This window comes from Actinospineispora acaciae DSM 45401 (assembly GCF_000620785.1).
Lineage (GTDB): Bacteria > Actinomycetota > Actinomycetes > Mycobacteriales > Pseudonocardiaceae > Pseudonocardia > Pseudonocardia acaciae.
The window spans coordinates 1,111,273-1,126,881 of sequence record NZ_JIAI01000001.1; the positions used below are offsets into that span (position 1 = coordinate 1,111,273).

A 15,609-nucleotide genomic window follows, 5' to 3' on the forward strand; every position below is an offset into this window, starting at 1 on the left:
AGGTAGGGAGCCGAGAGAGGTGGCGTCAGGTGGTTGGGGTCTACGTCGAGAACGTCGTGGAGTTCGAGAACGACCCGCTGGAGTCCGTCGCCCGCCTCGCCTCGCGGCTGGGCGCCGACGCGTACTTCCTCTACGAGAACTCCGGCACCTGGTCGTTCGCGAGCGGCGTGCTCGCGGAGCTGTGGCTCGACGGCGAGGGGATCCACCTGCGGTCACCGGAGTCGCGGCGCGACCTCGGGTGGGGCGCGGATCCGTTGGCGCGGGTGAGCTCGCTGCTCGACGAGCTGCCCTACCGGGGCTGGCGGGCGTACGGCTGGACGGCGTTCGAGCTGTCCTACGCCATCGGCGGCGACCTGAGCACAGTGGGGCCGGAGCGGCTGCTGCACCTGGTCATCCCTCGGACCGAGGTCCATCTCACCGTCGCCGGCGCGCGCATCCGCTCGGTGGACGGCGCCGAGGCGCGGCGGGTCGAACAGACGTTGCGGGACCGCACCCTGCCGCAACGGCTCGACACCAGGGTCGCCGTCGATGTCCGCGCCCAGAACGGCGTCGACTACCAGGCGGCCGTGGCGCACGCGGTGGCCGACATCCAGAGCAAGGTGCTGGACAAGGTGGTGCTCTCCCGGTGCGTGCCGGTGCCGGCGGAGCTGGACTTCGTCGAGACCTACCTCGCCGGCCGGCGGGCGAACAACCCGGCCCGGTCGTTCCTGATGTCGCTGGGCGGGCTGGACGCGCTGGGCTACAGCCCGGAGATCATCGTCAAGGTGGACGAGGCGGGCATGGTCACCAGCCAGCCCCTGGCCGGCACCCGCGCGCTGAGCGCCGACGCGGCCGAGAACGCCCGCCTGCGCGCCGAGCTGCTCGCCGACCCCAAGGAGGTGTTCGAGCACGCCATCTCGGTCAAGACCGTCTACGACGAGCTGGCGCTGGTGTGCGAGCCGGACTCGCTCTCGGTCGGCGAGTTCATGCACGTCCAGGAGCGCGGCACCGTGCAGCACCTGGCCTCGCTGGTCACCGGGCGGCTCGCGGAAGGGCGGCGGGCGTGGGACGCGTTCGCCGCGGTCTTCCCCACCGCCACGGTCTCCGGCGTGCCGAAGGCCGCGGCCAACGCGTACATCCGCAAGCACGAGTCCGAGCGGCGCGGGCTCTACGGCGCCGCCGTGTTCATGACCGACCAGGAGGGCACGCTGGACGCCGCCCTGGTGCTGCGCGCGGTCTACCGGCAGGACGGGCGCACCTGGCTGCGCGCCGGCGGCGGCGTCGTCGCCGGGTCGAAGCCGGCGCGGGAGTTCGAGGAGACCTGCGAGAAGCTGGACAGCGTCGCCGGGTTCCTGGTGCCGCGCACGGCCTAAAGCTGGCCGTACTCCCCCACCCGGCGGCCGCCCAGCCAGGTCTGCAGCACCCCGGTCTGCCAGAGCGCGCGGCCGTTCTGCAAAGCGAACGGGTCCTGGTCCACCAGGATGAAGTCGGCGTGCTTGCCCGGTTCCAGCGAGCCGAGCACCTGTTCCTGGTGCCCGGCGTAGGCGCCGCCGAGGGTGAACGCGCGCAGCGCCTCGACCGGGTTCATCGCCTGCGCCGGATACCACCCGCCGACCGGCTTGCCCTCCCGGTCGGTGCGGGTGACCGCCGCGTGCAGCCCGTCGAACGGGTTCTCCGGCGACACCGGGAAGTCGGAGCCGGCCGCGATCACGGTGCCCTGGCTCAGCATGGTGCGCCAGGCGTACGCGCCGGCCATCCGCGCCGGGCCGACCCGGCTCTCGGCCATGTTCATGTCCTCGGTGGCGTGCACCGGCTGCATGGACGCGATCAGCCCGAGCTGGCGGAACCGGGGGATGTCCGAGGTGGCGACCACCTGCGCGTGCTCGATCCGGTGCCGCAGCGCACCCGGCCCGCGCAGGGCCTTCTCGTACGCGTCGAGGACCAGCCGGTTGCCCGCGTCGCCGATGGCGTGCACCGCGCACTGGTAGCCGGCGTCGACGATCCGCTGGACCCGGCCGTTGAGCTCCTCGGCCGCCATCTGCGGCAGCCCCTTGCCGCCGCCCGCGTCGCTGTACGGCTCGATCAGCGCCGCGCCCCGGCTGCCCAGCGCCCCGTCGATGTACATCTTCACGGTGCGGATCCGCAGCATGTCGTCGTGCAGCGAGTCCGCCCGCACCGCGCCGCCGACCTCGGTGAACGCCTTCCAGGACAGGAACACGTTGTACCGGGCGGTCAGCGCGCCCGCAGCGGCCTGCTCCTTGAGCACGAGCAGTTCGGCGGCCTCCGTCCCGGCGTCGCTGACCGAGGTGATGCCGACCTTGTTCAGCCGCTGCTGGGCGGCCAGCAGCCGCTCCCGGTGCGCGCGCTCGTCCAGCGCCGGCAGCTTGCCCTCGACCAGCGACTTCGCCGCGTCGATGAATGCGCCGGTGGGCTGGCCGTCCGGGCCGCGCACGATCGATCCGCCGGGCGGGTCGGCCATGTCCGCGCGTACGCCGGCGGCCCGCAGCCCGGCGGTGTTGGTGACCGCCGCGTGGCCGTCCACCCGCACCAGCCAGGCCGGGCGGTCGCTCACCACGCGGTCCAGGTCGGCGGCGGTGGGCAGCCGGCCGAGGCCCCAGATCACCTCGTTCCAGCCCCGGCCCTGGATCCATTGCTGGTCCGGGTGCTCCCCGGCGTAGCGCTTCAGCGCGGCCATGGCCTCGTCGAGGCTGCGGGTGCCGGTCAGGTCGAGCTGGGTGGTCTTGGCGCCGAGGTTCCAGACGTGGCCGTGCGCGTCGTGCAGCCCGGGCAGGCAGACCCGGCCCCTGCCGTCGACCTTGCGGGCGCCGCCCGCGTTGGCCGGGTCCAGCGCCGAGACCCGCCCGCCGGCGTCGACCAGCAGGCTGGTGAACCTGCGCAGCCCGTCGCCGGCGAGGGTGTAGCCGCGCACGTTGTCCACCAGGACCGGCTCGCCGCCCGCCGAGGGAGCCGGCGCCGGGGGCTGGGGCCCGGCGCAGGCCGCCAGCGTGCCGGCCGCCGACGCCCACCCAAGCAGCTTCAGGAACTGCGCCCGGGTCAGCCGGGTGCGTTCCGCCGTCGAGCCACACTGCTCACACATCGCGCCCTCCTTGGCACCGACCGTGACGAACTTATTGCGCGTCGAAGACGATCGTCAACGGTCCGTTTCAGGCGGCGGCTAGCGGATCCCCACCACGATGCGGTCGTCGCCGCACTGCCAGACCGGCCCGGCCTCGGCGAACCCAGCTTCGCGCAGGTAGTCGACGTAGTCGCGCGCGGTCGGCCGGTCCTCCACGACGTGCGAGAAGCCGCCGTTGCGGACGCCGACCAGGTCGGCCAGCTCGGGCGCGTCCTGCACCGCGGACCACCAGGCCGCCCAGTCCTCGTCGCGGCTCACGCCGGCACGGGCCGCGCGCCGTGTGGTCAGCGCCCGGTTCAGCGCGTCGAGCCGTTCACCGCCCGGGCCCTCGTAGAGATGATCGCCGTTGACGAACACCCCGCCCGGGGCGATGACCGAGCCGCAGGTGGCCAGCACGGCGCGCAGCGGCGCGCGGTTCATCCAGTGCAGCGCCGTGGTGCTGACGAAGGCGTCGGGCGCCCGGTCCAGCCCGAGCCGGTCGTACCAGCCGTCCTCGCGCAGGTCCGCGTACACCGTGCGGAGCCGCTCGCCGCCGTAGGCGCGCTCGGCCAGGCCCAGCAGCAACGGATCGGCGTCCACGCCGACCACGCTGGCACCGGGCAGCCGGTCGAGCAGGCGCCGGGACAGCGAGCCCGGCCCGACACCCAGGTCGACGATCAGCGGGTCGGTCCGTTCGAGCAGCTCCTCGAGGACGTCGGCGATCACCGCGAACCGCTCCTCGCGGTCGGGCATGTAGTACTCCTGCTGGCGGTCCCAGCGGTCGAGCCAGTACAGCGCGCGTTCCGTGGTGAGCAACTCGTCCTCATTTCGGTCGGCCGGCGAAGCGCACAGTCACTGTAAGGTCCGTCGGCCCACTTCGCCCATGACTGGCGCAGTAGCTGTGATGTCGCTCGGGCGGGGCATGCGGCGGATCGGGGGCATGGATCAGGTTTCGAGCCCGCCAGGGCCGGTGACCCAGACTGTATGAGCGAAACCCGAGGTCGCGAATCCATCCGCACGATGCCGGTGCCGTCGGAGCCCGATCAGCTACGGGTGGCCATGGTGTCCTTCTCGGGCAGCGCGTCGTCCGAGGCGACCACGCCGGTCGCACCGCTGGCCGAGGCCCTCGCCGAGCAGGGGCACCGGGTGGTGCTCTACCACCGTCGGCTGGCGGTCGACACCCCCGTCCCGGATGGCGTGGAGTCGGCGCCGCTGGCCGCCGGCCCGCCGACCGAGCTCACCGAGCCGGAGGCGATCCCGCACGTGGCCGAGTTCGCCACCGAGCTGGACCGGGCGTTGCGCCGGGACGAGCCCGACGTGGTGCACAGCCACTGCTGGTTGGCCGGCCTGGCCACCCACCTGGCCACCCGCGGCGACACGTTCCCGGTCGCGCACACCTTCCACCAGCTCCAACTGCTGCGGGACCGCCATGACCCGCGCGGCCAGCACACGCCGTCGGACCGTACCCAGGCCGAGTGGGCGGTGGCCCATCACACCGACCGCGTGATCGCCTCCACCGGCGCGGAACAGGACTGCCTGGTCCAGAGCGGGGTGCCCCGGGAACGGGTCACGGTGGTGCCCGAAGGCGTGGACTCCGAGTCGCTGAGCCCGGACGGGCCCGTCGACCGGCGCCGGGCGAAGTTCCGCCTGGTGCTGCTGGGGCCGTGGCACCGGGCCGACGTGGCGATCCGGGCGCTCGCCGGGCTGCCCGACACCGAGCTGACGGTGGCCTGCGGCGACGGTCAGGGGCAGGAGACCGCCCGCGACCGGCTGCTCCGCCGCGCCGAGATGCTCCGCCTCGGCGACCGGGTGAGCATGGCGGAGGCCGCGAGCCCGGACCGGCGGTCGGCGCTGATCCGCTCGGCGGACGTGGTGTTGATGCTCGGCCCCTCCCCCGAGCTGGACGCGCTCTCGCTGGAGGCGATGGCCTGCGGCGTCCCGGTGGTCGCCGGGCAGGACGTCGCCACCGAGGCGGTCGTCGACGGCGTCACCGGGCTGCACCTGCCGGCCCGCGACGACCCGAGGGCACTGGCCAGGTCGCTGCGCGAGCTGCTCTCCCACGAGTCGCTGCGGATGGGCATGGGCTGGGCCGGGCGCGACCGGGCGGTCAACCGCTACAGCTGGTCGCGGGTGGCCACCGAGACCGCCCGCGTCTACCGAGGGCTGGTGGACGCCCGCGCCGAGGCGCTCAGCTCCGTGGGCTAGCAACCGGGCGGCGGTCGACGGCGACCGCGAGGAGCGTGGCCGCCAGGCCGAGCACCGCCACCGCCGCGCTGACGAAGGTGACCGACTCGTAGCCGAGGCCGGCGTCGATGCCCAGCCCACCGAGCCACCCGCCCAGCGCGACGCCGATGTTGAAGGCGGAGATGTTGGTGGCCGAGGCCAGGGTCGGCGCCCCCTCGGCGGTGCGCACCGCGCGCAGTTGGCTGCCGGGCACCAGCGCGTAGCCCGCGGCGCCGAACAGGAACATCAAGGTGGCCGCCGCGACCTGGTTGCGCGCGGTCAGCCCGAGCGCGAGCAACACCACGGCGAAGATCGCGAACAGCACGCCGAGCGCCGGCATCAGGGCACGGTCGGCCGCCCGGCCGCCGACCAGGTTGCCGACGAACAGCCCGGCCCCGAGCACCACCAACAACACCGCGACCGCGGCCGGGGAGAACCCGGACACCTCCCGCAGCAGCGGTTCCACGAAGGTGTAGGTCGCCGAGATGGCCCCGAACACGCAGGCGGTCAAAGCCAGGGTGACCAGGACGGCCGGCCGGCGCAGGACGGCCAGCTCCGTGCGCAGCCCGGCCCGGCGGGTGGCGGCGACCCCGGGCACCAGCACCGCGACGGCGGCCAGCCCGGCCAGCCCGAGCACCGTGATGACGCCGAACGTGGTGCGCCAGCTCAGCAGCTGGCCGGCGAAGGTGCCCAGGGGCACGCCCAGGGTGGTGCCGGCCGTCGCCCCGGCGAACATCAGCGAGATGGCCTTGGCCTGCCGATGCTCCGGGACCAGGTCGGCGGCGACGACGGATCCGACGCCGTAGAAGCCGCCCACCGCGAGCCCGCACAGCACCCGGCCGATCATGAGCGGCCAGTACCCGGGGGCGGTCGCCGCGAGGACGCTGCCGGCCACGAACAGCGCCATCGCCGCGAGCAGGACGCTCTTGCGCCGAACCCGCGAGCCGAGCGCCGCCAGCAGCGGGGCGCCCACGATGATGCCGGCCGCGAAGCCGGACACCAGCAGCCCGGCGACCGGGATGGACACCCCGACGTCGGCCGCTATCCCGGACAGCAGCCCGTTGATCACAAACTCGCTGGTACCGATGGCGAACGCGCAGACGGCCAACGCGAACAGCGCCATGACCCTCCTCCCTGACGAACCGGTCGAACGTGCCGAACCCGATGAACCGAGCCGGCATGATCCACGTTCGGTCCGGGCGGGCGCGGGAACAACGACGAGGGCCGAATCCTTGGATCAGTCGGGCTTATCGATGCACGTGGGAGGGGTCGTGGCGGCACCGGACGCGCGGGAGCTGGAGTGCTTCCTGATACTCGCCGACGAGCTGCACTTCGGCCGGGCGGCCGGGCGGTTGTACCTGTCGCAGGCGCGGGTCAGCCAGTTGCTGCGGTCGCTGGAGAGCAAGATCGGTACCCGGCTGCTGGAGCGGTCCAGCCGGCGGGTGCGGCTCACCCCGGCCGGAACGCGGTTCGCGGCCGAGCTGGAGCCCGCCTACGCCGCGCTGCTCGCCGCCGTGGACCGGGCCAGGGCCGCCGCCCGAGGCGTCGAGGGCGTGCTGCGGGTGGGGTTCGTCGGCACCCCGAACGACGCGGTGATGGGCACCGTCCGGGCGTTCCGGGAGCGGTATCCCGAGTGCGAGGTGGAGATCGTCGAGATGACGCTGGCCGACCCGGTCGGGCCGCTGCGCGGCGGCGAGGTGGACGTGTTGTTCATCTGCCTGCCGGTCGACGAGCCGGGGCTGACCGTCGGCCCGATCGTGATGAAGGAGGCCCGCGCCCTGGCCGTTCCCGTCGACGACCCGTTCGCCCGGCTGGCCTCGGTCACCGCCGAGCAGCTCGCCGACCGCACAGTGATCGACATCGCCGGGCGGCCGCCGCCGGGCTGGCGGGACTTCCTGGCACCGCCCCGCACCCCCGGCGGGCGTGCGGTGCGACGCGGCCCGGCGGCCCACACGCTCCAGGAGGCGCTGTCCCTGATCGCGGCGGGGAAGGGGGTGCTGCCCTTCCCCGCCCTGATCGAGGACTACCACGCGCGCAAGGACATCGCGTTCGTGCCGATCCATGGCCTGCCCGACGCGTCACTCGCCCTGGTCTGGCGGGCCAACGGCGAGAACGCCCGCATCCGGGCCTTCGCCCGGACCGTCCGCTAGCCGAACTGGCCCGGCTGGTAGTCGCCGCCCGGCCGCTCCAGCATGACGTTCATGCGGTTGTAGGCGTTGATCACGGCGATCTGGGCGACCAGGGCCATCAGCTGGTCCTCGTCGTAGTGCTTGGCGGCGTTCGCCCAGGCCTCGTCGGTGACCCCGCCCGCCGCGTCGGCGAGGCGGGTGCCCTGCTCGGCGAGCTCCAGCGCGGCGCGCTCGGCCTCGGTGAAGACGGTGGCGTCGCGCCACACCGCGACCAGGTGCAGGCGCTGATGGGTCTCTCCGGCGGCGATGGCGTCCTTGGTGTGCATGTCCAGGCAGAAACCGCAGCCGTTGATCTGGCTCGCGCGGATGTCCACCAGCTCCACCGTCGAGTCCGGCAGCGTCGACTCCTTGACGACCTTGGCCGCCGAGTTGATGTACTTCACGATCTTGCCGGCGGCCGGGATCTCCATGACGTTCAGGCGTGCGTTCATGACAGGCTCCTTCAGGTGAGTGTTTCGGGAATGACGCCGAGCTGACGCAGCTGGGCGAAGACGTCGACGACGCCCCAGATCTCGGCGACTCGCCCGCCCTCGAAGCGGACGATGAAGATCTCGTTGTAGGTGACGGACCTGCCGGTGGGCGGCAGGCCCCGGTACTCGCCCAGGTGCGTCCCGGTCACGGTGTTCCGGAAGACGACCTTGTCCCCCTCGGCGACCGTGTCCTCGACCGTGACGTGGATGTCCGGGAACGCGCGAAGCAGCACCTCCCACACCCGCTTGAGCGCCTGCGCCCCGGTAGCGTTGACCGGAACCGGCGCGTGGAACAGCACGTCCGGCCCGATGAGCTCGTCGATCGTCTTCGAGATGATCTCCGGGTCACGGGTGTTCATGGCCTCGTGGAAGCGACGGAACGCCGCTTTGTTGTCGGTCACGGCCGCAGGACTGCCTGGATCTCCAGGCTGATCGAGACCGTGTCGCCGAGCCCGACGCCGCCGGCGTCCAGCGGGACGGTGATGTCGATGCCGAAGTCGCGCCGGTTGATCCGCGCGGTCGCGGAGAACCCGGCCCGGTGCCCGCCCCACGGGTCGGGGCCGAACCCGTTCATCTCCACGGCCAGCGGCACCTCGCGGGTGATGCCGCGCAACGTCAGCTCACCGTCGACGGCCCAGCCCTCGGCGGTGCGGCGCACGCCGGTGGAGCGGTAGCTCATCGTCGGGTGGTCGTCGACCCCGAGGAACTCGGCGGAGCGGAGGTGGTTGTCACGTTGCTCGTGGCCGGTGTCGACCGAGGCGAGGTCGATCGTCGCGGACACCGAGGACTCCAGTGGGTCCTCGCCGGTGACGATCGTGACGTCGTAGCCGGTGAACCGGCCGCGCACCTTGGTGATCATGAGGTGCCGGACGGAGAAGGCGATCTCGGAGTGCACCGGGTCGGCCTTCCAGGTCCCGGCCAGGTAGCCGGGGATCTCGACGGTTGCGGGGACGGGGTTCATGGGTTCCTCTTCAGACGGCGGATCCTGGTCACACGGTCCGACGACACGGCCCGCCGAACTGTGAGGCGGCAGTGACTTTCCGGCAGCCTCACAGTTCGGGACGCTGTCTCGTCGAACAGGTGAGGGCAGCCGCGACCGAGGGAGCCGCCGACACCATGACCACCCCGTCCGACCCGAGCCTGAGCGCGGTCATCAGCGAGCGGCGCCAGCTGATCAACCTCGCCTACCGGCTGCTCGGCTCGCTGGCCGACGCCGAGGACGCCGTGCAGGAGACCTACGCCCGCTGGTACGCCATGGCCCCCGACCAGCGGGATGCCATCGAGTCTCCCGGCGCCTGGCTGACGAAGGTCGCCGGCCGCGTCTGCCTGGACGTGCTCGGCTCGGCGCGCGCCCGGCGAGAGCGCTATGTGGGCGAATGGATCCCCGAGCCGCTGCCCGAGCCCGCGGAGTGGGTGGACGGGCGGCCGGCCGACCCCGCCGACCGGGTCACCCTCGACGAGTCGGTCAACATGGCGTTCCTGGTCGTGCTGGAGTCGATGACCCCGGCCGAGCGGGTCGCGTTCATCCTGCACGACGTCTTCCACTACTCGTTCGTCGAAGTGGCCGAGGTCGTCGGCCGTACCCCGGCGGCATGTCGCCAGCTGGCCACCTCGGCCCGCCGCCGCATCCGCGCGGCGCAACCCCCGGCGGCGTCGACGGCCCAGCGCGCCGGCATCGTCAGGGAGTTCAAGCGGATCTGGGAGGCCAGGGACATTAACGCCCTGATGGGCCTTCTCGACCCCGACGCCACTGTGGTCGCCGACGGCGGCGGACTGGTCAGCGCGTCGCTGCACCCGATCGAGGGCGGCGAGCGGGTCGCGCGCTACCTGGTCGACCTGGCCGAGCGCGCGTCCGGCCGGCTGAACCTCCTGGAGACCACCGTCAACGGCGAACCCGGCCTGGTGGCCCGGCACGAGGGCGTCACCGTGACGGTGTTCGCGTTCGACCTCGCCGCCGGCCGGATCAGGCACATCTGGGCGGTACGCAACCCCGAGAAGCTCCGTTCGTGGCGGACCGGCTGACGCCACAGCCTCGGCGGCCGGACGTGCATGCACGCCGCAAGGGCGGGTACAAGCACGCCGACGACGAAGGAGGTGCACGGCCATGAGCGGCGGATACCTGCTGATCATGCTCGTCGGGGTGGTGATCGTGCTCATCGACGGCCAGCTGATCGTCCGCAAGAGCCCGTCCTACCTCGACGAGGTCTACGACCCGCGCCGGGCGCGCCAGCTCGCCGGCCTGGTGGCGGTCCTGTTCCACCTGGTCATGCTCGGGGTGGTCGCGCTGGTGGCGTCGATCGGCCTGGGCGCGGATGTGGGGGCGCAGACCGTCACGACCCGCATCGGCGTGCTGCTGCTGCTCACGGCGATCGGGCACGCGGCGACGATCGGGGTGCTGTCCAAGCTGCGTGACCAGGAGCTGAGCACCCAGGTCGCGGAAGCCCAGGTCGAGGCGTCGCAGACCGGGGCGGCCCGGCGGCGGACGGCCGCGGCCCCGGACGACCATGCGTGAGCTGCTCGCTTGGTTCGGCGGGCTCCGGGCCGCCAGGGCCGCCCGGGTCGACCGGGAGCCCGACGTCGCCGTCGACCCGCACCTGGCGAACACCCGGGCCATCGGCGGCGCGCACTGCCAGCACACCGACAGCGGCACCACCACCGGGGTCGGCTTCAACCAGATGTTCGTGGGCCGGGTGGCCGGTGAGGACCTGGGCTACTGCCAGCTCACCGGGGCCGAGGCCCGCGCCGGGCAGCGCCGCTAGTTCGGCAGCTCCGGTGCCTCGGAGTCGAGCGGGACGGCACCGGAGCGGACCAGCCCGAGCTGGACGCTCTGCCTGGGCAGCACGGCGTCGAGCAGCCAGTCCGCCGAGGTCCGCAGCCGGTTGCCGGGCAGCGCGGCCAGGTGGTAGCCGCGGGTGACGACCTTGGCCGGCAGGCCGGACAGCCGGACTCCGAGCGGGTTGGCGGCGGCCTTGACCCCGCCGAGGTCCACCACGAACCCGAGGTCGCGGTGGCGGTACGCGCGCCGGGTGCCGTGACCGAGCGAGGCGGCCACGTTGCGGGCGGCCACGGTGCCCTGCCTGGTGGCGTGCTGCGCGGTCATCGCGGTGAGCTGCCCGGGGCGGGTCAGGTCGGGGACGGCGGCCACGTCACCGCAGGCGAACAGGTCCGGCTGGCCGGGCACGGTGAGGTACTCGTCGACGACCAGCCGCCCGCGCTCGGTGTCCAGGCCGAGGCCTTCCACCAGCGGATCCGGGCGCACGCCGACGCACCAGATCAGGGTGCGGGTCGGGACGTCCTCGCCGGTGGTCAGCCGCACCCCGTCCGGGGTGGCCTCGGAGATCGAGGTCTCGGTGCGGACCTCGACCCCCCGCTCGCGCAGCACCCGCTCGGCGGTGCGGCCGAGGCGCCGGTCCAGCTCGGGCAGCACCCGGGGCGCGAGGTCGAGCAGCAGCCACCGGATCCGCTGGTCGCCCAGCCCGCGATGGCGCCGGGCCAGCGCGCTGGTGAACAGCTGGCACTGCGCCGCCACCTCGGTGCCGGTGTAGCCGGCGCCGACCACCACGAAGGTGCAGCGCGCGGCGCGCTCGGCCGGGTCCTCGGTGAACTCGGCCAGCTCGAGCTGGCGGATGATGTGGTCACGCAGGTAGAGGGCCTCCGGGATGCCCCGGAAGCCATGCGCGTTCTCCCCGACGCCCGGCACCGGCAGCAGCTTGTTGACGCTGCCGGCGGCGAGGACCAGCCGGTCGAAGTCGACGTCGAAGTCCCGGCCCTCCGGTGACCGCGCCCGCAGCCGGCGGGCGTCCCTGTCGATCGAGCGGACCTCGCCGAGCAGGCATTCGACGCGGGGCAGCGTGGCGGCCAACGGCACCGAGACCCGGCGCGGGTCCAGGATCCCGGCGGCCACCTCGGGGAGCAGCGGCAGGTAGAGGAAGAAGTCCGTCGAGTTGATCAGGGTGATCCGCGCGTGGTCGGCCATCGTGGCGCCGAGCCGGCGCGCGGCCTGGTACCCGGCGAACCCGGCGCCCACGATCACGATCCGGGGCTTGCTCATGACCTTGCTCATGACGATGCCCTCCCGTTGCGCGTGTGGTGACCCATCCGCGACTACCCGCGTCAGGGCGCCGCACTCACCTAGTTTGCGTGAGCCGCTCACGGGTAGTTCGTGCCGGTCGGAGAGGAGTCGCGGTGGGCGCGTCGGTGACACGGCAGCTGATCGAGTCGCACGTGGTCGGCGGGACACCCGCGCCCGGCGAGGAGATCGCGCTGCGGGTGGACCAGACGCTGGCCCAGGACGCGACGGGCACGCTGGTGATGCAGGAGCTCGAGGCGATCGGGCTGGATCGGGCACGCACCGAGGTGTCCGTGCAGTACGTGGACCACAACCTGCTGCAGGCCGACGAGCGCAACGCCGAGGACCACGCCTTTCTGCGGTCGGCGGCGCGGCGGTACGGGCTGTGGTTCTCCAAGCCGGGCAACGGGGTGTCGCATCCGACCCACATGCAACGGTTCGGGGTCCCTGGCAGGACGCTGGTCGGGTCCGACTCGCACACCTGCGCGGCCGGTTCGCTGGGCATGCTGGCGATCGGGGTGGGCGGGCTGGAGGTCGCGCTGGCCATCGCCGGGCGGCCGCTGTACCTGCGGACGCCCAGGGTCTTCGGGGTGCGCCTGGTCGGGCGGCTCGGGCCGTGGGTGTCGGCGAAGGACGTGATCCTGGAGATGCTGCGCCGGCACGGGGTGAACGGCGGGCTGGACACGGTGATCGAGTACTACGGGCCCGGCCTGGCCGGACTCTCCGCGATGGACCGGCACGTGATCGCCAACATGGGCGCCGAGCTGGGCGCGACCAGCACGGTGTTCCCGTCCGACGCGGCGGTGCGGGAGTTCCTGCGGGCGGAGGGGCGGGAGGACGACTTCGTCGAGCTGGCGGCGGCGGAGGATGCCGAGTACGACCTGACCGACGAGATCGACCTCGGCGCGGTCGAGCCGCTGATCGCCAGGCCGTCCTCGCCGGGGAACGTGGTGCCGGTTCGGGAGGTCGCCGGCGAGCCGGTGAGCCAGGTCGTGATCGGCTCGTCGGCGAACCCTGGGACGAGGGACTTCGCGATCGCGGCCGCGATGGTCGCGGGCCGGCAGACCCACGACGGGGTGAGCTTCGACGTCAACCCGACCTCCCGGCAGATCCTGCAGGACCTGACCCGGATGGGCGCGACGTTCGACCTGATCGCGGCCGGCGCCCGGATCCACCAGGCCGGATGCATGGGCTGCATCGGGATGGGCCAGGCCCCGGCGGTGGGGCAGAACTCGCTGCGGACGTTCCCGCGCAACTTCCCCGGCCGATCCGGGACCAGGGAGGACGCGGTCTGGCTGTGCTCCCCGGAGACGGCCGCCGCCTCGGCGCTGACCGGCGAGATCACCGACCCTCGGGACCTGGCCGACCTGTCCTATCCCGAGCTTGCCCTGCCGGCCCGGTCCTCGGTGAACACCGCGATGCTGGAACGGCCGCCGCCGGCGGACGAGGCCCGCGACGAGAAGCTGGTGAAGGGCCCGAACATCTCCGCGCTGCCCGACTTCGAGCCGCTGCCGGACGCCGTCGACGCGCCGGTGCTGCTCAAGATGGGCGACGACGTCTCCACCGACGAGATCTCCCCGGCCGGGGCGCGGGCGTTGCCGTTCCGCTCGAACATTCCCAAGCTCGCCGAGTTCACGTTCGGCGGGGTGGACGAGGGGTACCCGCGCCGGGCGGCGGAGCGCGGCGCGCACGTGGTGGTCGCCGGCCGGAACTACGGGCAGGGCTCGTCGCGTGAGCACGCCGCGATCACGCCGCGCTACCTCGGGCTGGTCGCCGTCGTCGCCAAGTCGTTCGCCCGGATCCACTGGCAGAACCTGGCCAACTTCGGTGTGGTCCCGCTCGAGTTCGCCGACCCTGACGACTACGACGCCGTCGACCCCGACGACACGCTGCGCCTGGCGAACCTGCGCGAGGCCCTGTCCTCCGGTGCCGAGCTCGAGGTCATCAACCTCGGCAAGGACACGCCGCTGCGGGTCCGGCATCGGCTGTCCGCGCGGCAGGTCGACACGATCCTCGCCGGCGGCGCCATCGCCGGGCTCGCCCACCGACCGGCCCGAGAGGAGCCGTCATGATCGATACCAGGAAAGCCGTCGTCGCCGCCCTGCTGGCCGTGAGCCTCGCCGGTTGTGGGGGCGCGACCGGACGGGGCGGCTCGGACCAGCCCGGTGTGCCGGCGCCGGACGTGTCGGCGTCGAAGAAGGAGTCGATCAGCACCTCGTCCGTGCAGGACATCGCCGCCGCGCTGCGCGCGAACCAGGTCGAGAACCCGGAGAAGTGGGCGCGGATCATCGTGGAGTACCGGCCCTACCCCGGCGGCGACCCCGGCCTCGGGAAGCTGCGCCAGGCCCTGGTCCAGCACCGCGCCGAGCCGAGGACGATCGACCAGATCATGACGGTCCTGCAGCCGTAGCGGCTCACCCGCCGCGCAGGATCGCTCCGGTGCCGTCGGCAAGCGGCTCACCGTCGACCGGGACGACCGTCGCGCCGGTGCCGGCGGCGGCGCGCACCAGCGCATCGGCCGCCTCGACCGGGCCGAGGGCGTCGATGCCGAGCGCGGTGAGCTGGTCGCGGTCGGTGGCGAGCTGCTCCGGTTCGGGTCCGAGCCAGAGCTTCCGGTCCGACACCCGTTCCGGGTCCAGGTAGAGGGTGTCCACCTGGGCCGCGCGCAGGGCCTCCGCCACCGGGGCCACCCCGTCCACCGCGCGGCCCCCGGCCTCCCGGTAGCGCCTGACCTCGTCCCGGCGCAGGGCGTGGATCCTGTCGTCCACCAGCCGCGCCGCCTCGCGGTCCAGCTCGTCCTCGGCGGTGCCGGGCGCCCGGCCGCCGGCGTCGACCTCCTCGGCGATCCGGTCAGCCTCGGCGCCGAGCGCGCGGCGCACCCGGGACCGGCTCTGCGTCTCCCCCGCCAGCACCAGCAGGTCGGCGCCGGTGTCGGCGACCGCGTCGTCGATCGCGCGCGCGACGTCGGCCGCCGAGGCACGCTCGTTCTCCTCCACGCGGTGGCGCATCTTCAGGTGGGCCAGCCCGCCCCCGCGCACCTGGTGCAGCGGGTACCGGTAGGTGTCCAGGTGCTCGGCGCGGCGCCCGGTGTACAGGTCCGCGCCGGTGGCGTCCACCACGGCCAGCACGGTGACCAGCCGCTCGGGCAGCTGCGCCAGGGCCGGCAGCAGGTGCGGCGCGTCGGCCCAGTGCGCGTGGGCCTGCGCGGGCGGCGCGGGCAGCCACCTGTCGAGCAGCACGGACCCGCCGGCCGCGACCAGCACCTGTCCGACCGCCCCGGACGGATGGTCCACGGCCTCGACGGTCCGCGCCACCGCCGTGTCGAGCGCGGCCAGGGTGGCCTCGTCGGCGCCCGCGCCGGCCAGCTCGGCGCGCGAGCTCCGCCAGCTCAGCTCGATCAGGTGCGGGGCGTCCGGGGTGTTGTGCGAGGCGTCCAGGTACACCGTCGCGAACGGTCCGCTGGTCCTCGCGATGTCACGTAGCCATTGCACATCCACGGCCACCGACTACCCGCTGCCCGCGCGCGCAATCTCTTGAGTTTGGCGGTGATGTTGCGGGGAAGTA

Annotated in this window: 16 protein-coding genes; 8 read left to right on the forward strand and 8 right to left on the reverse strand. The window is 73.3% G+C overall.

Features of this window, described 5'->3' with window-relative positions:
• Positions 1–29: 29 nt before the first annotated feature.
• On the forward strand, positions 30–1,352 hold the full coding sequence (locus tag N912_RS0105380) for a salicylate synthase (protein ID WP_051579697.1): 1,323 nt from the start codon (positions 30–32) through the stop codon (positions 1,350–1,352).
• On the opposite strand, the gene N912_RS0105385 is transcribed toward N912_RS0105380, so the two are convergent.
• A complete protein-coding gene (locus tag N912_RS0105385) occupies positions 1,349–3,076 on the reverse strand; it encodes an amidohydrolase (RefSeq protein WP_028921634.1) in 1,728 nt (575 codons plus the stop codon). The two genes, N912_RS0105380 and N912_RS0105385, sit on opposite strands and share 4 nt — an antisense overlap.
• Before the next feature lie 78 nt (positions 3,077–3,154).
• Complete coding sequence (locus N912_RS0105390) at positions 3,155–3,910, reverse strand: class I SAM-dependent methyltransferase (RefSeq protein ID WP_028921635.1); 756 nt, start codon at positions 3,908–3,910, stop codon at positions 3,155–3,157.
• A 204-nt stretch (positions 3,911–4,114) separates the two neighbouring features.
• Between N912_RS0105390 and N912_RS49650 the strand changes: the two genes are divergently transcribed.
• Positions 4,115–5,299 (forward strand): glycosyltransferase, encoded by a 1,185-nt coding sequence (locus tag N912_RS49650; protein WP_169747810.1) that lies wholly within the window; start codon positions 4,115–4,117, stop codon positions 5,297–5,299.
• Here the strand turns inward: N912_RS49650 and N912_RS0105400 are convergent.
• Positions 5,283–6,440 carry an MFS transporter gene (locus N912_RS0105400; protein ID WP_028921636.1) on the reverse strand — a complete coding sequence of 386 codons (1,158 nt, stop codon included), beginning with the start codon at positions 6,438–6,440 and terminating at the stop codon, positions 5,283–5,285. The two genes, N912_RS49650 and N912_RS0105400, sit on opposite strands and share 17 nt — an antisense overlap.
• Before the next feature lie 148 nt (positions 6,441–6,588).
• Here N912_RS0105400 and N912_RS0105405 point away from each other — a divergent pair, with 148 nt between their 5' ends.
• The gene (locus N912_RS0105405; protein ID WP_037062842.1) at positions 6,589–7,467 is read left to right on the forward strand and encodes a LysR family transcriptional regulator; all 879 of its coding nucleotides are present in this window, start codon (positions 6,589–6,591) and stop codon (positions 7,465–7,467) included.
• Here the strand turns inward: N912_RS0105405 and N912_RS0105410 are convergent.
• Genes N912_RS0105410 through N912_RS0105420 form a run of 3 tightly spaced genes read right to left on the reverse strand, consistent with a single transcriptional unit; the run spans position 7,464 to position 8,937 of the window.
• Positions 7,464–7,937 (reverse strand): carboxymuconolactone decarboxylase family protein, encoded by a 474-nt coding sequence (locus tag N912_RS0105410; protein ID WP_028921638.1) that lies wholly within the window; start codon positions 7,935–7,937, stop codon positions 7,464–7,466. The genes N912_RS0105405 and N912_RS0105410 overlap by 4 nt on opposite strands.
• A gap of 11 nt (positions 7,938–7,948) precedes the next feature.
• Positions 7,949–8,377: an ester cyclase gene (locus N912_RS0105415; RefSeq protein ID WP_028921639.1), complete on the reverse strand. Its 429-nt coding sequence runs from the start codon at positions 8,375–8,377 to the stop codon at positions 7,949–7,951.
• Complete coding sequence (locus tag N912_RS0105420; RefSeq protein WP_028921640.1) at positions 8,374–8,937, reverse strand: YceI family protein; 564 nt, start codon at positions 8,935–8,937, stop codon at positions 8,374–8,376. The genes N912_RS0105415 and N912_RS0105420 overlap by 4 nt, the downstream gene beginning before the upstream one ends.
• 155 nt (positions 8,938–9,092) lie before the next feature.
• Between N912_RS0105420 and sigJ the strand changes: the two genes are divergently transcribed.
• The 3 genes from sigJ to N912_RS49660 all read left to right on the forward strand — a co-directional run bounded on the left by sigJ (position 9,093) and on the right by N912_RS49660 (position 10,735).
• Positions 9,093–9,998 (forward strand): RNA polymerase sigma factor SigJ, encoded by a 906-nt coding sequence (sigJ, locus tag N912_RS0105425; RefSeq protein WP_028921641.1) that lies wholly within the window; start codon positions 9,093–9,095, stop codon positions 9,996–9,998.
• Between the two features lie 82 nt (positions 9,999–10,080).
• Positions 10,081–10,488 carry a hypothetical protein gene (locus N912_RS49655; protein ID WP_051579700.1) on the forward strand — a complete coding sequence of 136 codons (408 nt, stop codon included), beginning with the start codon at positions 10,081–10,083 and terminating at the stop codon, positions 10,486–10,488.
• Positions 10,481–10,735 (forward strand): hypothetical protein, encoded by a 255-nt coding sequence (locus N912_RS49660; protein WP_245645184.1) that lies wholly within the window; start codon positions 10,481–10,483, stop codon positions 10,733–10,735. The genes N912_RS49655 and N912_RS49660 overlap by 8 nt, the downstream gene beginning before the upstream one ends.
• Here N912_RS49660 and N912_RS0105440 read toward each other — a convergent pair.
• Positions 10,732–12,039: an NAD(P)/FAD-dependent oxidoreductase gene (locus N912_RS0105440; RefSeq protein WP_245645185.1), complete on the reverse strand. Its 1,308-nt coding sequence runs from the start codon at positions 12,037–12,039 to the stop codon at positions 10,732–10,734. The genes N912_RS49660 and N912_RS0105440 overlap by 4 nt on opposite strands.
• 122 nt (positions 12,040–12,161) lie before the next feature.
• On the opposite strand from N912_RS0105440, the gene N912_RS0105445 reads away from it, so the two are divergent.
• Positions 12,162–14,117: an aconitate hydratase gene (locus N912_RS0105445; RefSeq protein ID WP_028921643.1), complete on the forward strand. Its 1,956-nt coding sequence runs from the start codon at positions 12,162–12,164 to the stop codon at positions 14,115–14,117.
• The gene (locus tag N912_RS0105450; protein ID WP_051579701.1) at positions 14,114–14,455 is read left to right on the forward strand and encodes a hypothetical protein; all 342 of its coding nucleotides are present in this window, start codon (positions 14,114–14,116) and stop codon (positions 14,453–14,455) included. The genes N912_RS0105445 and N912_RS0105450 overlap by 4 nt, the downstream gene beginning before the upstream one ends.
• Positions 14,456–14,459: 4 nt before the next feature.
• Here N912_RS0105450 and N912_RS0105455 read toward each other — a convergent pair whose 3' ends face one another.
• Positions 14,460–15,542 (reverse strand): baeRF2 domain-containing protein, encoded by a 1,083-nt coding sequence (locus N912_RS0105455; RefSeq protein ID WP_156993176.1) that lies wholly within the window; start codon positions 15,540–15,542, stop codon positions 14,460–14,462.
• Between the last annotated feature and the right edge of the window lie 67 nt (positions 15,543–15,609).

What these genes read in the sequence shown, in the direction of transcription:
- N912_RS0105400 (WP_028921636.1), bottom strand. Translation starts at nt 6,440, where the DNA reads ATGGCGCTGTTCGCGTTGGCCGTCTGCGCGTTCGCCATCGGTACCAGC.
- N912_RS49660 (WP_245645184.1), top strand. Translation starts at nt 10,481, where the DNA reads ATGCGTGAGCTGCTCGCTTGGTTCGGCGGGCTCCGGGCCGCCAGGGCC.
- N912_RS0105450 (WP_051579701.1), top strand. Translation starts at nt 14,114, where the DNA reads ATGATCGATACCAGGAAAGCCGTCGTCGCCGCCCTGCTGGCCGTGAGC.
- N912_RS49655 (WP_051579700.1), top strand. Translation starts at nt 10,081, where the DNA reads ATGAGCGGCGGATACCTGCTGATCATGCTCGTCGGGGTGGTGATCGTG.
- N912_RS0105440 (WP_245645185.1), bottom strand. Translation starts at nt 12,039, where the DNA reads ATGAGCAAGGTCATGAGCAAGCCCCGGATCGTGATCGTGGGCGCCGGG.
- N912_RS49650 (WP_169747810.1), top strand. Translation starts at nt 4,115, where the DNA reads ATGCCGGTGCCGTCGGAGCCCGATCAGCTACGGGTGGCCATGGTGTCC.
- sigJ (WP_028921641.1), top strand. Translation starts at nt 9,093, where the DNA reads ATGACCACCCCGTCCGACCCGAGCCTGAGCGCGGTCATCAGCGAGCGG.
- N912_RS0105385 (WP_028921634.1), bottom strand. Translation starts at nt 3,076, where the DNA reads ATGTGTGAGCAGTGTGGCTCGACGGCGGAACGCACCCGGCTGACCCGG.
- N912_RS0105420 (WP_028921640.1), bottom strand. Translation starts at nt 8,937, where the DNA reads ATGAACCCCGTCCCCGCAACCGTCGAGATCCCCGGCTACCTGGCCGGG.
- N912_RS0105410 (WP_028921638.1), bottom strand. Translation starts at nt 7,937, where the DNA reads ATGAACGCACGCCTGAACGTCATGGAGATCCCGGCCGCCGGCAAGATC.